General features: G+C 55.2%; 18 protein-coding genes and 2 pseudogenes. 18 read left to right on the forward strand and 2 right to left on the reverse strand.

Annotated elements, in window-relative coordinates:
• Positions 1-215: 215 nt before the first annotated feature.
• Positions 216-2204, forward strand: coding sequence for an acetoacetate--CoA ligase (locus ACR1UW_RS08920; RefSeq protein WP_498935289.1), 1989 nt, complete (start codon positions 216-218; stop codon positions 2202-2204).
• A 392-nt stretch (positions 2205-2596) separates the two neighbouring features.
• Here ACR1UW_RS08920 and ACR1UW_RS08925 read toward each other — a convergent pair whose 3' ends face one another.
• Positions 2597-3025, reverse strand: coding sequence for a hypothetical protein (locus tag ACR1UW_RS08925; protein WP_498932975.1), 429 nt, complete (start codon positions 3023-3025; stop codon positions 2597-2599).
• 158 nt (positions 3026-3183) lie between these two features.
• On the opposite strand from ACR1UW_RS08925, the gene ACR1UW_RS08930 reads away from it, so the two are divergent.
• The 7 genes and pseudogenes from ACR1UW_RS08930 to ACR1UW_RS08960 all read left to right on the forward strand — a co-directional run bounded on the left by ACR1UW_RS08930 (position 3184) and on the right by ACR1UW_RS08960 (position 8496).
• Positions 3184-4155, forward strand: a complete 972-nt coding sequence (locus ACR1UW_RS08930) for an ABC transporter ATP-binding protein (protein ID WP_498935291.1) — start codon at positions 3184-3186, stop codon at positions 4153-4155.
• Positions 4152-4925: an ABC transporter permease gene (locus ACR1UW_RS08935; RefSeq protein WP_498932977.1), complete on the forward strand. Its 774-nt coding sequence runs from the start codon at positions 4152-4154 to the stop codon at positions 4923-4925. The genes ACR1UW_RS08930 and ACR1UW_RS08935 overlap by 4 nt, the downstream gene beginning before the upstream one ends.
• Positions 4926-4927: 2 nt before the next feature.
• On the forward strand, positions 4928-5716 hold the full coding sequence (locus ACR1UW_RS08940) for an ABC transporter permease (RefSeq protein ID WP_498935293.1): 789 nt from the start codon (positions 4928-4930) through the stop codon (positions 5714-5716).
• A 473-nt stretch (positions 5717-6189) separates the two neighbouring features.
• Positions 6190-6321, forward strand: a pseudogene (locus tag ACR1UW_RS08945) (MerR family DNA-binding transcriptional regulator); the annotation flags it as partial.
• A gap of 168 nt (positions 6322-6489) precedes the next feature.
• Positions 6490-7431 carry an alpha/beta hydrolase gene (locus tag ACR1UW_RS08950; protein ID WP_498932979.1) on the forward strand — a complete coding sequence of 314 codons (942 nt, stop codon included), beginning with the start codon at positions 6490-6492 and terminating at the stop codon, positions 7429-7431.
• A gap of 202 nt (positions 7432-7633) precedes the next feature.
• Positions 7634-8038, forward strand: a complete 405-nt coding sequence (locus ACR1UW_RS08955) for a thiol-disulfide oxidoreductase DCC family protein (protein WP_487165087.1) — start codon at positions 7634-7636, stop codon at positions 8036-8038.
• Positions 8039-8100: 62 nt separating this feature from the next.
• Positions 8101-8496 carry a hypothetical protein gene (locus tag ACR1UW_RS08960; protein ID WP_498932982.1) on the forward strand — a complete coding sequence of 132 codons (396 nt, stop codon included), beginning with the start codon at positions 8101-8103 and terminating at the stop codon, positions 8494-8496.
• A gap of 12 nt (positions 8497-8508) precedes the next feature.
• Here ACR1UW_RS08960 and ACR1UW_RS08965 read toward each other — a convergent pair whose 3' ends face one another.
• Entirely contained in the window at positions 8509-9078 is a 570-nt protein-coding gene (locus ACR1UW_RS08965) for an MFS transporter (protein ID WP_236658964.1), read from the reverse strand.
• Between the two features lie 275 nt (positions 9079-9353).
• On the opposite strand from ACR1UW_RS08965, the gene ACR1UW_RS08970 reads away from it, so the two are divergent.
• The 10 genes and pseudogenes from ACR1UW_RS08970 to ACR1UW_RS09015 all read left to right on the forward strand — a co-directional run bounded on the left by ACR1UW_RS08970 (position 9354) and on the right by ACR1UW_RS09015 (position 19192).
• A complete protein-coding gene (locus ACR1UW_RS08970; protein ID WP_487165089.1) occupies positions 9354-10874 on the forward strand; it encodes an NAD(P)H-hydrate dehydratase in 1521 nt (506 codons plus the stop codon).
• Positions 10875-11218: 344 nt separating this feature from the next.
• Positions 11219-11653 carry a GNAT family N-acetyltransferase gene (locus ACR1UW_RS08975; protein ID WP_033016602.1) on the forward strand — a complete coding sequence of 145 codons (435 nt, stop codon included), beginning with the start codon at positions 11219-11221 and terminating at the stop codon, positions 11651-11653.
• Between the two features lie 131 nt (positions 11654-11784).
• Complete coding sequence (locus ACR1UW_RS08980) at positions 11785-12540, forward strand: IclR family transcriptional regulator (protein ID WP_033017487.1); 756 nt, start codon at positions 11785-11787, stop codon at positions 12538-12540.
• Positions 12531-13223: a 5-oxoprolinase subunit PxpB gene (gene pxpB, locus ACR1UW_RS08985; RefSeq protein ID WP_174704286.1), complete on the forward strand. Its 693-nt coding sequence runs from the start codon at positions 12531-12533 to the stop codon at positions 13221-13223. Before ACR1UW_RS08980 ends, pxpB begins: the two co-directional genes overlap by 10 nt.
• Positions 13216-14187 carry a 5-oxoprolinase subunit C family protein gene (locus tag ACR1UW_RS08990; protein WP_289643990.1) on the forward strand — a complete coding sequence of 324 codons (972 nt, stop codon included), beginning with the start codon at positions 13216-13218 and terminating at the stop codon, positions 14185-14187. The genes pxpB and ACR1UW_RS08990 overlap by 8 nt, the downstream gene beginning before the upstream one ends.
• Entirely contained in the window at positions 14184-14939 is a 756-nt protein-coding gene (locus ACR1UW_RS08995) for a 5-oxoprolinase subunit PxpA (RefSeq protein WP_150825439.1), read from the forward strand. The genes ACR1UW_RS08990 and ACR1UW_RS08995 overlap by 4 nt, the downstream gene beginning before the upstream one ends.
• An 11-nt stretch (positions 14940-14950) precedes the next feature.
• A pseudogene (locus ACR1UW_RS09000) lies at positions 14951-15260 on the forward strand (hypothetical protein); the annotation flags it as partial.
• A 228-nt stretch (positions 15261-15488) separates the two neighbouring features.
• Positions 15489-16325, forward strand: a complete 837-nt coding sequence (locus ACR1UW_RS09005; protein ID WP_063211775.1) for an HAD family hydrolase — start codon at positions 15489-15491, stop codon at positions 16323-16325.
• 204 nt (positions 16326-16529) lie between these two features.
• Positions 16530-18212 carry a long-chain fatty acid--CoA ligase gene (locus tag ACR1UW_RS09010; RefSeq protein WP_050368622.1) on the forward strand — a complete coding sequence of 561 codons (1683 nt, stop codon included), beginning with the start codon at positions 16530-16532 and terminating at the stop codon, positions 18210-18212.
• Positions 18212-19192 (forward strand): phosphotriesterase family protein, encoded by a 981-nt coding sequence (locus tag ACR1UW_RS09015; protein WP_033009286.1) that lies wholly within the window; start codon positions 18212-18214, stop codon positions 19190-19192. Before ACR1UW_RS09010 ends, ACR1UW_RS09015 begins: the two co-directional genes overlap by 1 nt.
• The last annotated feature ends 141 nt before the right edge of the window (positions 19193-19333 follow it).

Consider the following 19333-nt stretch of genomic DNA (forward strand, 5'->3'; position numbering starts at 1 on the left):
TTTTTTGTTAAGGACATTTTTTTGGATTAGACCAACTTTTGAATTTATCATATTCCAGTTGCCTCGCTGTTGTCAACCCATTTGCTTCTTCTTTTTCTGACAGAGTTGTCGAACCGACAACTATTCAAAACAGTAGGAAATCATGTTATCATATGAATAGTCTGAACAAACTATTGGCAGAAAGGCGGTGACGGCGTCCATTGACGCACGATGAAATGAAAGCGATTACGGAAGGGACGATTCTTTGGCAGCCGACGGAGGAACAAATCAAAAGCTCCAACCTTTATCGATATATGGAGTGGTTGAGAGAACAGAAAGGGCTCTCCTTCTCTTCGTACCGCGAGCTATGGACATGGTCAGTCGAGGAGCTTGAGTCATTTTGGGAAACGGTTTGGGAATATTGTGGTGTTCAGGCGGCAACGCCGTATGAGTGTGTGCTGCGGGAGCGGAAGATGCCGGGGGCGGAATGGTTTCCAGGCGCTGCGCTCAACTATGCGAAACATATTTTCCGGCATGCGCGCGCCGACCGCCCGGCCATCATTTTCCGCTCGGAACGCGTGCCGTACCGGGAAGTGTCCTGGCAGGAGCTCAGCGAAAAAACGGCGGCGATCGCCAAAGCATTGCGAGCGATGGGAGTGAAGCGCGGCGACCGCGTTGTCGCGTATATGCCGAATATCCCCGAGACAGTGATGGCGTTTTTGGCGTGCGCCTCGATCGGCGCCATTTGGTCCAGCTGCTCGCCGGATTTTGGCGCTGGCAGCGTCATTGACCGGTTCGCGCAAATCGAGCCGACCGTGTTGTTTGCGGTCGACGGCTGCCAATACAACGGCAAAGAATTTGACAAAATGCCGGTCGTATCCGAATTGCGCGCCAAGTTGCCGTCATTGAAAAAGACGGTGCTGCTTCCGTATTGGCGCGGGCAGATGGAAGCGCCGGATGAGGGCGTCGTGCTGTGGGATGATGTCGTGGAGGACAAGGCGGAACTCGTCTATGAAGACGTTCCGTTTCGTCATCCGCTTTGGATTTTGTATTCCTCGGGAACGACCGGCTTGCCGAAGCCGATCGTCCAAGGGCATGGCGGCATTTTGCTTGAACATTTGAAAGCATTGACGATTTCCGAAAACTTGACGAAAGACAGCACGTTTTTCTGGTTTACGACGACTGGATGGATGATGTGGAACTTTTTGATCGGCGGGTTGCTGGCCGGGTCAACCATCGTGCTTTATGACGGCAGTCCGACGTATCCGGATGGCAACGTTTTATGGGAGCTCGCCGAGAAGGCAGGCATCACCCATTTCGGCACAAGCGCGGCGTTTATCAACATCTGCATGAAGCTCGGCCTGAAGCCAAAAGAGCAATATGACTTGTCAAAGCTCGAGGCCGTGCTCTCGACCGGTTCGCCGCTGACGGTCGAAGGGTTCGCCTGGGTGTATGAAAACGTCAAGGATGACATTTGCCTGGCATCATGCAGCGGCGGAACGGATGTGTGCACCGCGTTTGTCGTCGGCTCCCCCATTTTGCCGGTGCGCGCCGGCATCCTCTCGTGCCGCGCGTTGGGCGCGGATGTGCAGGCGTTTGACGAAAACGGCCAGCCGCTTGTCAATGAAGTCGGTGAACTTGTCATCACGAAGCCGATGCCGTCGATGCCGCTCTTTTTCTGGAACGATCCAGACGGCGAACGGTATCGGAACAGCTATTTTGACACGTACCCAGGCGTCTGGAAGCACGGCGACTGGATTAAAATTGACGAACAAGGGGGATGTGTCATTTACGGACGCTCCGACTCGACGATCAACCGTGCCGGCGTCCGCATGGGCACGAGCGAAATTTACCGTGCGGTCGAAGCGGTCGACGGGGTGCTCGAGAGTCTTGTGGTTGACTTGGAAATGATGGGCAAGCAGTCGTTTATGCCGCTGTTTGTCGTTCTCAAGCCGGGCGCGGTGCTCGATGACGAGCTGAAAGAGCGCATCCGCCAATCGATTCGGCAGCACGTCTCGCCGCGCTTTGTTCCAGATGAAATTTACGAGGTGAAGCAAATTCCGAAAACGCTAAACGGCAAGAAAATGGAGATTCCGATCCGCAAGCTGCTCCTTGGCTTCCCGCTCGAAAAGGCGGTCAACCCAGGCTCGATGGCCAATCCGGAGGCGCTCGACTTTTTCCTCGAGCTGGCGAAGACGCTGGGGGCAAAGACGCAAATAAGCTGAAGTCCCTTTTTGGAAGCGTGCGAAAGGTTGTTATTAAGTGGAGATGCTTAATAACAACCTTTCTATGTATTAGTGAATTATAAATAGAGGAGTCGGGGGCATGGAAGAAAGCAAGCGGACTAGGCCAGTTTGGAAATCCATCGGTGATTGAGGAGCGGACGACGGTGAAAGAGATGTTGGGGCGATGAGACGAGACGGTGTCCGTTTTCATGATGAGAAAGTCCGGAAGATCTGTTTAGGAGAACCTTCCGGGCTTCATTTGCGGCGACGATGATTCGGAGTTTTAGTATGACGTAAGCAGGGGGATGTTGTTTGATGATGGCTATGTTCACACAGGATATGGAACAAGCGTTAAACGTCGAAGAGATCAACGAAATGGAGCGGACTGACGTCTAGTACATATTGAGCACCGTCTTAACCCGCTTGATCTCCTTTTTGTTTTCGAACAGTTCCTCAACTAGAATTTTTTGGCCGTTGGCGACATCAGTGAGCCGTTTGTCCATGTCGGCCACTTGCTGGCTTAATTGGTTGAGTTGTTCATTCGTTTGCTGCACTTGTTTGGCGAGCTGGTCGACTTGCTCATGAGTTTGCTGTACTTGGTGATTCAGCTGCTGCACTTGGCTGTTAAGGTGTTGGACTTGTTGGCCCAGTTGCTGCACTTGCTCGTTTGTTTGTTGCACCTGTTGGCCCAGTTGCTGCACTTGTTCGTTTGTTTGTTGCACCTGTTGGCCCAGTTGCTGCACTTGTCCGTTCGTTTGTTGCAGCTGCTCGACAAGTTCTTTAATGGCTTGCCAAATCATTTCATTTGTAATATCCCCCATTCGACAATCTCCTTTCTCGTTCGATTCTCTCTCTATTATACATGACGAAAGATGGGAACGATAGAGAAAAGATGGCGAAATGTTTTTCTTTGCGGCGCGCCCCCTCGATGTGATATAACAAAAGAATGTCAACAGTACACTATTGGAGGATGGGCACTGTGATCCGTGTCAGCCATTTGCATAAATCGTTCCGCGTCCATCGCCGCGATGCGGGATGGCTTGAGGCGGCGCGCAGTTTATGGCGGCGCGACTACCGCGTCATTGAGGCGGTGAAGGACGTTTCGTTTACGATTGAAAAAGGGGAGATTGTCGGCTTTTTAGGTCCAAACGGGGCGGGGAAAACGACGACGATGAAAATGTTGGCCGGCCTCTTGCATCCGACGTCAGGGGAGATCACGGTCGGCGGGTTTGTGCCGTTTGAGCAAAAGCCGGAGTTTAAAAAAATGATGAGCTTGGTGATGGGGCAAAAAAGCCAGCTCATTTGGGACATTCCGCCGATGGAGACGTTTTTGGTCAATAAAGCGATTTATGACATCGACGATCGGTCGTTCCGCCGGACGCTCGAGGAATTGACGGAACTGCTCGACTTGGCGCCGCTTCTTGACAAGCCGACGCGCAGCTTGTCGCTTGGGCAGCGGATGCGCTGCGAGCTGGCGGCCGCGCTGTTGCATCGGCCGCGCGTGTTGTTTTTGGATGAGCCGACGATCGGGCTTGATGTCCATACGCAGGAAAACGTGCGCCGCTTTATCGTCGACTACAATCGGGAGCACGAGACGACGATTTTGTTGACGTCGCATTACATGGGGGATGTTGCAGCGCTTTGCGACCGGGTGATGATCATCAACTACGGGCGATTGATTTACGACGGGGAACTGTCAGTGCTGACGGAGAAGCTGGCGCCGTACAAGCGGCTTGAGGTTCGGTTTTCTCGGCTGCCGAATGTCGATTGGAGCGAGTACGGCGAAGTCGCGGAAATTGAAGAAGGAACGATTGTGCTCAGGGTGGCGCGCGAGAAGGCGGCGGGGACAGCAGCGCGGTTATTAGAGCGGTTTGATGTCCGCGACATCAACATCGAAGACCCGCCGCTTGAGGAAGTGATTGCGCGCGCGTTTTGGGAGGAACACGTATGATTCGCAAATATATCGCCCTATTGCGGATGAAATACATCGAAATGCTTGCGTATCGGCTTGCGACGTTCGTCTGGATGACGGGCGCCATCACGCAGCCGCTGATCACGATGTTTGTCTGGATGAACATTCATCCGGAAGAGAGCGATTCGTTTGTCTTTTATTTTATGGCCGTCATTTTTGTCGAACGAATGACGAGCGCGTGGGATGTATGGGAGCTGGACCGTGAAATTCGCGAAGGGACGTTTTCGAATTTGCTGCTTAGGCCGCTTCACCCGATCCATTGGGCGATCGCGGAAAACATCATTTATAAATGGCTGTTTGCCGTCATTTTAGTGCCTGTCTGGGTAGTGGCAGCGACATTTTGGCCGGCGCTTCGTCCTCACATGACGGCAAGTCAAATCATGTTGTTTTTGATGGCGGTTGTATTGGGTGCGGCGCTTCGTTTTTTGCTTAGTTACTCGTGCGGGTTGCTTGCGTTTTGGATGACGAAAGTGGCGGCTGTGTACGGCGTGATCGACGTCATTTCGTTGTTTTTGTCAGGACGGATCGCGCCGCTGGAAATGCTGCCGCCGGCGCTTCGCGAATGGAGCGAATGGCTGCCGTTCCGCTATATGATCAGTTTTCCGATCGAAATCGCCACCGGGGCGGCGGATGGAGGAGAGTTGGCGCGCGGCTTTGCGATCGCCGCCGGGTGGATGATGGCGCTGATTGGTGCTTTGCAATGGCTGTGGAAAGCGGGGATGAGAAAAAATCAGGCGGTAGGTGGATGAACATGCGGCGATACGGGCGGGTGTTCCGCGAGTTTTTCCGCGCTTGTTTGGTTGAGGAATTGGAATATCGAAGCGAATTTTTCGGCAATTTTATCGCCAGCTTTTTTGGCATCGCAATCGCTCTGTTGACCGTCCATATCTTTTTTTACCAGACGGATCGCTTAGGCGGCTGGACGTATGGGGAAGTGCTTGTGCTGCTCGGCGTTTTTAATACGCTGCGCGGATGGATCGATTTCGCGCTTCGGCCGAACATGCCGCGTTTGCTTGAGCATGTCCGGCGCGGCACGCTCGATTATATTTTGACGAAACCGGTCGACAGCATGTTTTACGTCAGCTTCCGCCACCTTGTCTTTTGGCGGCTGATCGATGTAGCGCTTGGCATCGGCGTCATCGGCTACGGCTTGTATGTCGAACGCTACGTGCCGTCGGCGGCGGACGTCTTGATGTTTTTCGTCTTGATGACCGCGTCACTCTTGCTTATTTATTCGTTATGGATGATGCTCATGACGACGTCGTTTTGGGTGGTGCGCATTGATGATTTGTCGTTTATTTTCGACTCGTTTTTTGACACGGCCCGCTTCCCGGGCAGCATGTACCGCGGCGCGGTGCGCTTCGTGATTACGTACGTTCTGCCGGCGGTGTTGATCACCAATACGCCGGCTTTGGCGCTGCTTGGGAAATGGAGCATGGTGGCGGTGCTGGCGGCTTTGGCTGTGGCTATGCTCTTTTTATGGGCTTCCCGCCGCTTTTGGCGGTTTGCCTTGCGCTTTTATACGGGAGCGGGCGGGTGAGAGGAAAAGCCTTCTTAGACGAGGGCTTTTTTTCTTTGGTCAATCACTGTTTCGCCTGCATCTCGACAGTGGTCGGTCAGCGGGGGTGGCGAGCGGCGCATCGTTCGTGGCCGGCTTGTGCAGATGGTTTGAGACGTGTTAGGTTGCGCATGAACTTAGAAGGCTCGTAAAAAAGCGGCCGTTTTTGCCGGACTCGTTGCTTTTGGCTGAAGGGGAAGCGTTGTTTGGGCAAAATGTTCATCCTATAATGGAAGGCCGTACTCCCGCTTCTTTGTATTCCTGCTCGTTGACTTTTACGTCAACGTCAATTAAAATAAAATTCAGAATATTACTTCTATATAGGTTGTAATAAAGAATTTCCGACCTCCATGTCCCGTCTTTACTTTATCACCTAACAAGCTGGCACGGTGACAAGAAGAGCGAACAATGCCATGTAAAACAAAATTGCCACTTATGATAGAAAAGGGATGGCTATGCACTATTTCACCATTTCCGATTTGGCGCACGAGTTTGATGTGAGCACCCGGACGATCCGCTATTATGAAGAACGCGGATTGCTTTCCCCGATTCGGACCGAGTCAGGGCAGCGGCTGTACACGAAAAAGACATGATCCCTTGTTTGACCGCGTCATGGCCGCGCCGCATGAAGCGAGCGAGGCGGAGAAAGCATGGCTCAGGCTTCTGATTGCGCTCCTTAAGATGCACACCGCCGAAGAGGCGATCGCGTTCAGCCATGAGGCGATTGAAATGCATGGAGGCAACGAGAGGGGGAAATGCGCATGGAATTGGTGCGCACGCCGCGCCGGACGAAACGGCGCGTGTGGATTTCGGCGGCCATTGGCGTCGTGATGTTGGGGGTGCTCGCCTGCGTCGGTTTGTCCGTTTATGTCGGCTGGCAGCTGACGCATAAACCGCGCGAGCCGATTACCATGACGCCGAAAGACTATGGCATGGCGTATGAAAGTGCGACATTTACAAGCAAAGATGGGAAAACGGCGCTCGAAGGCTGGATCATTCCGCCAAAAGGAACGGCGAAAATGACGGTCATTTTTGCCCATGGGTATGCCGGCAACCGGATTCAGAAAAACGTGCCGTTTTTGCCGCTCGCCAAGCGGCTTGTTGACGACGGGTACCGCGTCATCTTGTTTGACTTTCGTGCGAGCGGTGAGTCGGAAGGCGATATGATTACGATCGGCGTCAAAGAGAAAGACGATCTGCTTGGCGTCATCGATTACGCGAAAAAGCACTTCGATGAGCCCATTGCCCTGTATGGTGTTTCAATGGGGGCGGCGACATCGATTTTGGCGGCGGCAGAGGACCAGGATGTGCGCGGGGTGATTGCCGACAGCCCGTTCAGCGACCTCGAATCGTATTTGCGCGCCAATATGCCGGTATGGACGCATCTGCCGAACGTGCCGTTTACGTATTTGATTTTGGCGATCGTTCCGGCGCTGGCCGATTTGGATCTAGGCGTGTCTTCGCCCATCCATGCCGTCGATCGTGTCGCGCCGAGGCCGATTTTGTTCATCCACAGCAAAGACGACCGTTCGATTCCGTATGAAGAAAGCGTAAAACTGTACAAAACCCATTCGGATGTGTTTCAGCTATGGCTGACGGACAAAGCGGATCATGTGAAAAGTTTTTCTCTCTACAGCGATGAGTATGTAGAACGGGTGTTGGTGTTTTTGCGCTCATTGGTAAAAACTTCTTCGTAAGGCGGCTGCGATTCGTGTTCGGCCGCTTTTTGTATTATACTTGATGCAAGTTTTGATGACAGCGAGTATTTGAAATCGTTGTTGTTGCCGTATCCGAGCGAACTAATGCGAATGTACGAAGTGTCGCCGCTTGTCAACTCGCCGAAACATGATGTGAGCGCTTGCATCGAGCCGGTTCACAGCCGATGAATGGGGGAATCGAATGCACCCGATCATTTTGTTTGACGGCGACTGTTTGTTTTGCCATGCGAGTGTATATTGGATCGCCGCCCGCGACCGAAAGGCGGTGTTTCGCTTTGCCGCACAACAGAGCGCTGTCGGGCGGACATTGTTGGAAACGATGAGCGCGCCGGGAGGGGACACGGTCGTCCTCATCGAAGACGGCTGCTATTATGTCAAGTCGGATGCCGTGTTGCGCATCGGACGACATCTGGCCTGGCCGTGGAATTGGCTGGCAGCCGTCGGGTTTCTCGTTCCGCGGCTGTTGCGCGATCATATGTATGATCAGATTGCGAAACGTCGGCATCGTCTCGCACCGAAGTACGATCATTGCCAGCTGCCGCCGCCTGAACTGCGGGCTCGTTTTCTTGATGAATTGCCGCGGTAAAGAAGGAAAATATGTTTGTTTGTCGTATTGAAAAGAGAAAGAAATAAGGGAGGGGAAATGGCATGGCGAACGAAACAAAACGGTGGCTCGAACAATGCACGGCTGCGGCGCTTGAGCAGTTCGCCGATGATTTGGCAGTCGAAGCAGAACAAAGCGAGGAAGAAGCCCGCCGTCGATTTTACGAAGGCATGGCAGTAGCAGCCAAGCTCGTGGCATTGCGGTGGGAGGGAAAATGCGCGTACATCGACGACGATTTGGTCGACAATGTGTATGAAGCGATTGCCGTCTTTTCTCTTGAAAAGCTGGAGGAAGAGTTGACGGATGAAACGCAAACCGATTCCAACGAGCGCTGTTCGTTTTGCCTGAAAGAAAAGCCAAGGCTGGCCAAAGGTCCGCTGGCGGCCATTTGCGATGATTGCCTGCAGTTTGGGCTGCAAGTGATCACCATGCAATCATGACGGAGGCGGCGGTCATCGCGAAGGCGATGGCCGCCGTTTTTCCGCATAGAAGATAAGCGGGCCGGACAGAGCGAGGAGTGTGATGACAAAAGCGATGACACCGCTCCAATGGAAATGCGTCCAGACGTAGCCGCCGGCTGTTCCGGCAAGGCTTGATCCTAAATAATAGAAAAGAAGATACAAGGAAGACGCCTGCGCCTTATAGACGTGCGCCTGTTCGCCGATCCAGGCGCTGGCGATGGAGTGGCCGCCGAAAAAGCCAAACGTAAACAGCGCCAAACCGGCTATTTTCACGAGCACGGACGGAGCGAGCGTGGCGAGCGCCCCGAGCGCCGTCAAAGCGACCGACAAACGCAAGGTGCAGGCGTGGCCGCGAAGATCCGCCCGCCGTCCCATATAGACAGAGCCGATGCCGCCAAATATGTAAACGATAAACAAAAAGCCGAGCACGGATTGTCGGAATGAATACGGAGGCTCGCTCAGCAAAAAGCCGATGTAATTGTACAGCGTCACAAACCCGCCGAAAAAGAGCGATATGCTTGCTTTCAGATAGGTGATGCTTCCCTTTTCGATGTATGTCAAGGTCGGTCGCCTCTTTTTTTCGAGTGAACGAAGACTGAACATTTCTACTTTCTACTATACTGCTTTTCCCGATTGATCGTCTACAAAAAGAAACACCCGCCGCCCGCAAGGCGGCAGATGTTGGTGAGATTTGAATTTGTCCGAGTCAATGCCCATCGGGGCGGTCGGTGCAACGATGGCCTCTAAAAGATCTAAGTGGTATTCTTTTGCGAAGTTTCCTGGTAAAATTGTACAATTTATATGTATGGGAAGAATAATCGAAAGGGGCAACGTATATGATTCCGATCGTAACGGCTGAGGAAATGTACGCCATTGACCGGGAAGTGGCAGAACGGATCGGCATCAGCGCTGACTCGTTGATGGAAAACGCCGGACAGGCGCTGTTTTGGGCGCTGAAGAAGCGGATTCCGCCCGCTGCCAAGGTGGCGGTGCTCGCGGGCACGGGCAACAACGGCGGCGATGGGTTCGTCATCGCGCGCATGTTGAAAAGTTATGGCTATGAAACCGATGTCTGGCTCGTTCCGCCAAAGGAAAAGGTGAAAGGGGCGGCGCGCACGGCGCTTGAGGTGTACGAGCGGTCCGGTTATGCATGGATCGCTTATGAAGGAAAAGAGCGGGAGTTGGCGGCGCTCTTGCCGCATTATGACATCATCATTGACGCCTTGCTTGGCATCGGCGTCAAAGGGGACGTACGTCCGCCGTACAAAGAAATCATCGAGCAAGTGAACCGTTCGCCGGCGGTCGTTTATGCGATTGACGTGCCGAGCGGGGTGCCGGCGGACGGTGGGGAAGCCGGCATGGCGGTCCGCGCTGATGCGACACTGACGGTGCAATGCCCGAAACTTGGGGCGTACACGTTCCCGGCGGCCGATTATTACGGAGAGCTCACCGTCGTGGATATCGGCATTCCGCCGGCGGCGGTGCAGGCGAAAGCGGCTGCCCGGTTTGTATGGGAAATGCGCGATGTCATAAAGACGATGCCGAAGCGCCAGCGAGCGTCGCATAAAGGAACGTACGGCAAGCTGCTCATTGTCGGCGGATCCAAGGCGATGGCCGGCGCGGTGACACTCGCCGCGAAGGCGGCGCTTCGCAGCGGGGCGGGGCTGGTGACGATCGCCGTTCCGGAAGCGATGTATGAGGCGGTCGCCAACCGCGTGCCGGAGGCGATGTGTCGATTATGGCCGGCCGAGGGCGGCGCGTTTGCCGGCGCGGCCGATTGGGACGGGCTTGAGATCGATGCGATCGCGGTCGGCCCAGGGATGGGCCGGACGGAAGGGGTTCGACGCTTGGTCAATGAGCTTGTGCGCCAGCCGGTGCCGCTTGTCATCGACGCCGATGCCTTGTTTTTTTGGGGCGACTACGCCGAGCTGGTGCGCGAACGGAGCGCGCCGACGGTGATCACGCCGCATCCGGGGGAAATGGCGCGCCTCCTTCGCCGCCCGGTCAGCGAGGTGGAACGCGACCGGTTTGGCGTGTCGAAGCGGCTGGCGATGGAATATGGCGTCTATGTCGTGTTGAAAGGGCCGTATACGATTGTGACGGCGCCGGACGGGGCGCAATATGTAAACGCGACCGGCAATCCGGCCTTGGCGAAAGGCGGGAGCGGCGACGTGTTGACGGGCATCGTGGCGGCGTTTTTGCTGCAGCACGAGGCGGTGCAGCCGGCGGTGAGCAATGCAGTGTTCGTGCATGGAAAGGCTGCTGATTGGCTTGTTCAACACGGTCATTCGTCCTGGGATGTATTGGCGTCGGACGTTGTGGATGCCTTGCCGGCTGTGCTCACTTCGCTGACGTGATCAACCGGCCCATTGAAAGGGACAATGGGGGATGAACACGATTCCTGCCGGTTTGCGATGACCGGCTGGCGTATGGGCTGTATGAAATAGCCCCTTACACCGCCGGCATTCGCGAATTCTCGATCCCATTTTCAACGCTGAAGCCGTATTTGCGCCTGCGGCTGTAATGGTTGGTTTATCAGCCGACATTCAGCTTCCGCTGATCGCTGGGCTGCGACCTTTACGCGTTTGAAGCGAGAGTCTTCTTTCGAAACGATGATCAACGTTGCGGAAAGGAGGCAGTTCCATTTTTAGATAAATATTGATATCATGAATGTAGAAATAGAAGAAGGGAGATAGGAATCGTGCCGCGATTCGTTTGGCTTGAAACGGAGGAAGAAGTGAGAAGCGCCTTTCCGGTGATGCGTGAGCTGCGCACCCATTTGGATGAGGAAACCTACACGGCGCTCGTGCGAGAAGCGCAAGAACAAGAAGGGTATCAGCTTGTGGCGTTATATGATCAGGACAAAATGGTTGCGGTTGTCGGATTCATGCCGATGATCACGCTCTATAACGGCCGCTTTATTTGGGTGTGCGATTTGGTTACCGCTTCGAGCGAACGTTCGAAAGGATATGGAAAGGCGTTGTTGTCCTATGTGCACGAGTGGGCGAGGGAACACGGCTACGGGATTGTTTCGCTGTCGTCCGGCCTGCAACGGATAGACGCCCATCGCTTTTATGAGGAAAAAATGGAATATGCAAAAGTCAGTTATGTGTTTTCAAAACGCTTATCGAGTTGAATCCAACGGCGTCTGTTCAGCAGACGCTTTTCATTTTGGGGGTGGAAAATTGTCCTACTTTTCATTATAATAAGAATATATAGTCCGTATTTTGGAATTAATATTCTGATATTCGGAATTGAGGGGCAATGATGAACAAAACGGTGTTAAAAACAAAAGAACTGCTTGATTTGTTTCTCGACTGCGAACGGTTGACTTTGCCAGAGATGGTCGAACGGCTTCAGATGCCGAAAACATCGGTATACCGGATGGCGCAGTCGCTTGTCGCGCTTGGCTTTTTGCAAAAGCGGGGCGATCACTATGAACTCGGTTTGGCATTGTTGACGTTTGGGTCGCTCGTTGCCGAGCGGCTCGATATTCGTCGGGTGGCGCTGCCGGTGATGGAGCGGCTGAAAGAAGCGACGAACGAAGCGGTGAATCTTGTCATCCGCGACGGTGATGAGGCGCTCTATATTGAAAAAGTCGAGACGTCCGAGCCGGTGCGCGTCTATACGAAAGTCGGCCGGCGCGCGCCGCTGTACGCCGGCGCGTGCCCGCGCGCTTTGCTGGCCTTTATGGATGAAAAAGAGCAAGCACGCTATTTGGAACGAACAAAACTTGTCAAAATCGCCAAAAATACCGTAACGGACAAGCAGGCGTTGCGTCGGCAGTTGGAAGAAGATCGGAAACGGGGCTATACGGTCAGCTATTCTGAGCTAGAAAACTATTCGGCGGCTGTGGCTGTGCCGATTTTTAACCATGAAGGCGCGGCCATCGCCGGGCTGAGTGTCGCCGGCCCGGAACAGCGTTTTTTGCCGGATGATGTGGCGCGCATCGTTCCGTTGCTTCGGCAGGCGGCGATGGAGATTTCACGTGAACTTGGTTTTCAAGGAAAGGGATGGAAATGAACTATACGCTGTTTCCGTTATGTGAATATGCAGTGACCGTCCGGTTTGCCGATTATATCGATGAGACCGTAAATGATATCGTTCATGAGACAGCGGTTCGCCTAAAGAGAGAACGAAAAGAAGGGGTCAACGAAATTGTGCCGGCGTTTTCATCGCTTACCGTGTATTACGACCCGCTGGCGATTGGTTATGCGGACGTATGTCGGTGGCTGCGCGAAAAGGTCGAGTCGTCTGGACAGACGGAACGGCCTTTGGCGCGAACGGTTGTTATTCCTGTCTGCTATGGCGGTGAATTTGGGCCGGACTTACCAGAGGTCGCCCGCTTTCACGGGATATCGGAAGATGAGGTGGTTACGCTTCATTCGGCCGGCCGCTACCGTGTCTATATGATCGGGTTTTCGCCCGGGTTTGCGTATTTGGGGGGCTTGTCGCCGCGTTTGTCCACACCGAGGCGGGCGGTGCCGCGCACAAAAGTGCCCGCCGGTTCGGTCGGCATCGCCGGCGGGCAGACGGGCGTCTATCCGCTGGCGACGCCGGGCGGCTGGCAGCTGATCGGCCGGACGCCGCTCCGCGTATTTGACCCGCACCGGAAGGAGCCGAGCTTGCTTTCCGCCGGTGACATTGTTGAATTTCGGCCGATTGGCGCCGATGAATTTGCACGTTGGAGAGATGAACATGATTGAAGTCATGGAGGGCGGATTTTTTACGACCGTTCAAGACAGCGGGCGTTTCGGCTACCGGCATGCCGGGGTGCCGGTGGGCGGGGCGATGGACGCGTGGGCGTATCGCCTTGCCAATGCGCTTGTCGGCAACCATGGCGATGAGGCGGTGCTCGAGGCGACGATGGCCGGGCCGACGATTCGGTTTCACGCCGAAACGGTGATCGCCATATGCGGCAGCGAGTTCTCATGCGCGCTGAACGGGCAGCCGTTGGCGCTTTGGAAGCCGGCGGCCGTCAAGCCGGGCGATGTGTTGGAAATCGGGGCATGTCGAGTGGGATGGAGAGCGTATATGGCCGTAGCAGGTGGCATTGATGTTTCGCCTGTGATGGGCAGCCGTTCAACGTACGTCCCGGCGCAGCTTGGCGGTGTATCGGGCCGGCCGTTGCGGCGCGGGGATGTGTTGAAGATTGGGACGGCCGCTCTCATTTTCCCTTCAAAGCCGCTGCATTGGGGGCTCTCCCGGTTGGCCAGCCGCTATATCGGCGGAAAAACGAAAACGGTGCGCGCTGTCCCTGGTCCGGAATATGACGAGTTTACGCCGGACAGCCGCACTCAGTTGTTTGCCGCCTTCTATGAGGTGACGCCCCAATCCGACCGGATCGGCTATCGGCTTTCCGGCCCAACGTTGGCGCTTGTGCGCGAGCGGGAAATGGTCTCGGAAGCGGTCGTCTTCGGCACTGTGCAAGTGCCATCGTCCGGCCAACCGATCGTGTTGATGGCCGACAGCCAGACGACGGGCGGCTACCCGCGCATCGCCCAAGTGGCAGCGGTCGATTTGCCTTTGTTGGCGCAGGCGCGTCCCGGCGACCGTATCCAGTTTCGACCGATCGCGCCTGAGGAAGCGGTGCAGCTTTATATCGAACAACAGCGGCGGCTGGATCGGTGGATTGCCGCCATTCGCCGCCAATGGGGGGAAGAATCATGACGGTCATTGATCTCAATTGCGATTTTGGCGAAAGTTTTGGTGCATACGAGCTTGGGCAGAAAGAAATATTGTTATACGTTACGTCTGTCAACATCGCCTGCGGGTTTCACGCCGGCGATCCGCTCGTCATGCGGCGGACGGTGCAGCTCGCCATCCAGCATGGCGTTGCCATCGGCGCCCACCCCGGTCTTCCTGATTTGCTCGGATTTGGGCGGCGGGCGATGGCGGTTTCGCCCGAAGAAGTGTATGCGTACGTTGTTTACCAGATCGGCGCACTTGCAGCCTTTGTCAAGGCGGAAGGCGGCGTGATGACGCATGTGAAGCCGCACGGCGCCTTGTACAATATGGCGGCGAAAGACGCGGCGTTGGCCGAAGCGATCGCCAAAGCGGTGCGCGATGTCGACCCGTCGCTTGTCTTGTGTGGTTTGTCGGGGAGCGAGCTCATCCGCGCGGGCCGCGCTTATGGCTTGCGAACCGCGAGCGAAGTGTTCGCCGACCGGACGTATCAGGCGGATGGTTCGCTCACTCCAAGAAGTGATGCACGTGCCATCATTGTGGATGAAAATGAGGCGATCCGCCAAGTGCTTCGCATGGTTGGCGAACAGCGCGTCCGCTCATTGCAAGGGACGGACGTGACGATTGAAGCCGACACCGTCTGCCTGCATGGCGACAATGAGCAGGCGGTGCGATTTGCCAAGCGGTTGTATGAAGCGTTGCAGCAAGAAGGCATTGCCATTCAGGCGCTGCGATAGGAGGAGAGATCATGCACAAGAACGAAAGCCGATTAAGCGTGTTGATCGGGGCCGTTTTTTTGATGGCGACATCGGCCATCGCTCTCGGGTTTTTGACGCAGACGACGGTGTTTACAGCCCAACTGGCGGCGAGCTTCCGGGTTCGTTATATTGCTTTTCATTTTGTTTGACATCGTCGCCCAGGCGAACATTTGGCGCATTATTGCGGTGTCTGAGCGGAGGGCGCAAGACATTGCCAACGCGGTGCTTCCCGGCCTTGGCTATATCTTCGCGATTATCCTGCTTCTTGGCGGGCTGCCGTTTAACATCGGCAACACCGCTGACGTAAAGCGTCCGAAGCAGCAAAAGCTGTTTAGGGCGCTGTTTTCATTTGAGGCGGTTTGCTGCGTTCTCGGCAAAGTGGACAGCCATTTTCCAAGCAAGCGGATCATCCCCGCGCTTGCGTCCTGAAGCCATTGGAACGGTTTCCATCATTTGCACTTTTCTTCTCTCATCTTGTAAGATAAAGAAGGCGCAAAACAGGGCGCCGGGCAGGAAAGGAGAGCGAACATGAACGGAGCAGACATCAAAGCGATCGTCTTTGATTTAGATGGAACGCTGTACGAGGAAACAGAGCATTTTGACTATTACGCCGAACAGGTGGCTAAGCGGCTGAAGACAGCGGACCGGCCGCGGTTTTGGGACGACTACCGGGCGGTGCTGGCCGGGCGCCACCCGCTTCGCATTGGCAGTGTGTATGATACGAAAGAAGATTTGATTTTACAGCTTGAGAAAGGAGCAGTTCGCGAGGCGCGCCGCTGGAGCGGCGAACAGCTGGAGGCCCGCGCTGCCGAAGCGCTCTATCCCGGGGCGGTCACGATCGACTTGGATCGGTTTTTCAGCATCGGCGATCTTTGGTGGGTGCCAAGTTCGATTGGCCGCCATTACGGATTGACGAACGAGGATACATATGCCGCATTTTTAGAAACGCGCGAATGGATGATGGGTCCGGAGTTTACTATGAAGGGGGCTCCGGGGTTTGCCGAGACGCTCGCCGAGCTGCGCGAGAAAACGGCGCTTGTGTTGATGACAAACAGCCCGGAACCGGACAGTGAAGCGATTTTGCGAAAGCTGGGGCTGGCGGATGTATTCCATTATAAAATTTTCCAAGCCGCTAAGCCGGTTAAAACGGTTGCCCATTTGGAAGCGATTCGGGCGCGCTTTGGGGTTGAGTACAAGCAAATGCTCTGCGTCGGCGACAACATCGGCAATGACATCGCGCCGGCCCGCCGGCTCGGCTGCCGAACGATGTTGATTGACGCGTACGGTTTGGCGAAGCCGGGTGATGCCGACGTCATCGTCGCCTCCACGTCAGCGTGTGTGCCGGTGCTGCGCCGCCTGCTGTAGGCGGCGCATACCATTTTGTCTAAACTATTCAGAATATTATTGACATAAAAGGTGGAAGCATGTACAATGAAAAGTGTACATGCTAGCCAGACAATCAACGGTATGAATTGAAAGGCTTGGGCATATGGATGTTATTGCAACCGCTTTCTTTTGGGCGGTGGCTGCCGATTTGCAAAGCAGACAAAAAGAGGGGGGAACGGTTGGATGAATACGAGACATTACCCGTATTGGCCGAAACGGCTTTCGAAAACGTTGACCGTGCCGGAGACGACGCTTGTCGACCATTTGGAAACGACAGCGAAGCGCTATCCGAACAAAACAGCGATTTACTATTACGGCGCAGCATATTCGTACAAGCAGCTGCTTGATGACGTCAACGCGCTCGCCGGCTATCTCCAGCGAAAGCTGTCCGTCCAACCGGGCGACCGTGTGTTGTTGTACATGCAAAACTCTCCGCAGTTTGTCATCTCCTACTATGCCATTTTGCGCGCTGAAGCCATTGTCGTGCCGATCAACCCGATGAACACCTCAGATGAGCTTTCCTTTTATGTGAACGATTGTGAGACGAAAGTCGGCCTCGTTGGCCAAGAGCTGCTGGACAAAGCGACGCCGCTTCTCGGCCGGACACCGCTTGAACATCTTATCGTCGCCGCGTATTCCGATTATGCGTCCGATGATTCCCCGGTGTCGTTGCCGGCTGAAGTGGCGGCGCCGCGGCGGGCCATTGGGGATGAGCGCATTCTTTTATGGGCGGACTGCCTCGGCGCCCAATTGCCGCCGCTTCCATACAACGGCCATGTTGATGACATCGCCGTCTTGCCATACACATCCGGGACGACCGGGGTGCCAAAAGGCTGCATCCACCCGCACCGGACGGTGAACGCCAACATCGTCGGCGCCTACCACTGGGGCGATGTGACGAGCGATTCGGTCGCGTTGGCGACGCTGCCGTTTTTCCATGTCACGGGGATGGTCCATAGCATGCATACGCCGATTTTCGCCGGCGCCGCCATGGTGTTGATGACGCGCTGGGATCGGGACGCGGCCGCCCGGCTGATCGAATTGCACCGCTGCACCCATTGGGTGAACATCAGCACGATGCTGATTGACTTTTTGGCCAACCCGGCGCTCGGTCGATACGATATTTCATCGCTTGCGAGCATTTCCGGCGGCGGGGCGGCGCTGCCGGAGGCGGTCGGGGAAAAATTGTTTCAGCTTACCGGCGTCCGCTACTTTGAAGGCTACGGGTTGTCCGAGACGATTTCGCAAACGCACTTCAACCCGCCGGACCGGCCGAAATTGCAATGTCTCGGCGTTCCGTCGTTTGACGTCGACGCGCGCATCATTGACCCGGCGACCGGGAAGGAGCTCGGCCCAGGCGAAGTCGGGGAAATCGTCGTTTGTGGCCCGCAAGTGTTCCGCGGCTATTACCGGCGTGAAAAAGAAACGGAAGAAGCGTTCATCGAGCTCGACGGCAAACGGTTTTTCCGCACCGGCGACATCGGGCGGATGGATGAGGAAGGATACTTTTTCATCGTCGACCGCGTCAAACGGATGATCAACGCTTCCGGCTATAAAGTATGGCCGACTGAAGTCGAGTCGCTTTTGTACAAACATCCGGCTGTTCAGCAGGCGTGCGTCGTCGGCGTGCCGGATCCGCGCCGCGGCGAAACGGTGAAAGCGTTTATCGTTCTTCATGACGAGTATGTCGGCAAAGTAACGGAAGAAGAGATCATTGAATGGTCCAAGACGCAAATGGCGGCGTACAAATATCCGCGCCTCGTTGAATTCCGCTCATCGCTGCCGATGACGTCAAGCGGCAAGCTGCTTTGGCGGAAACTGCAGGAAGAGGAGTATGAAAAAGCGGGGAAAGGGGTGAACAACTGATGGCGGAGATGGTAGAAACGGTATGCGGGCCGGTGCCGGTGGAACAGCTTGGCAAAACGCTCATCCACGAGCATTTCCTCTTCGGTTATCCAGGGTTTCAAGGCGATGTGACGCGCGGCACGTTCCGTGAAGACGAGGCGCTTCGCGTCGCAGTCGAGGCGGCGGAAAAGATGAAGCGGCACGGCATTCAAACGGTTGTCGATCCGACGCCGAACGACTGCGGGCGCAACCCGGCGTTTTTGCGGCGCGTTGCCGAAGAAACAGGGCTGAACATTATTTGTGCGACCGGCTACTATTATGAAGGAGAAGGAGCGCCGCCGTACTTCCAATTCCGCCGGCTTCTCGGGACGGCGGAAGATGATATTTACGACATGTTTATGACCGAGCTGACCGAAGGCATTGCCGACACCGGAATCAAAGCCGGCGTTATCAAGCTCGCCTCAAGCAAAGGCCGCATCACCGAGTACGAAAAGATGTTCTTCCGCGCCGCCGCCCGCGCGCAAAAAGAGACGGGCGCGGTCATCATCACCCATACGCAAGAAGGGACGATGGGGCCGGAACAAGCCGCCTATTTGCTTGAGCACGGCGCCGACCCGGACAAAATCGTCATCGGCCATATGTGCGGCAACACCGACCCGGACTACCATCGCCGGACGCTTGAGTACGGTGTTTACATCGCCTTTGACCGCTTCGGCATTCAAGGGATGGTCGGCGCTCCAACGGATGAGGAACGGATTCGCACGCTTCTTGCCCTGCTTCGCGACGGATACGCAGACCGGATTATGCTTTCGCATGATACGGTCAACCTTTGGCTCGGCCGCCCGTTTGAACTGCCTGAGCCGTTTGCGGAAATGATGAAAAATTGGCATGTCGAGCACTTGTTTGTCAATGTGATTCCGGCGCTGAGAAAGGAAGGGATCGGCGACGAGGTGTTTGCGCAGCTGTTTGTGCGCAATCCAGCCGCCTTATTTTCCGCCTGACAGGGCCGTGAAGCGCCGAATTCAAAACCGCTGCCAGCCGGCTTTGCCCGGCCGACAGCGGTTTTTCGTTTGCCGTCCGTTTTTTGTCATCATTATGAATAATTTTCCTCATTTGTTGAACAATAAGGAAAGACATCAGCC

The sequence above is a fragment of the Geobacillus lituanicus genome (assembly GCF_050994965.1).
Lineage (GTDB): Bacteria > Bacillota > Bacilli > Bacillales > Anoxybacillaceae > Geobacillus > Geobacillus stearothermophilus.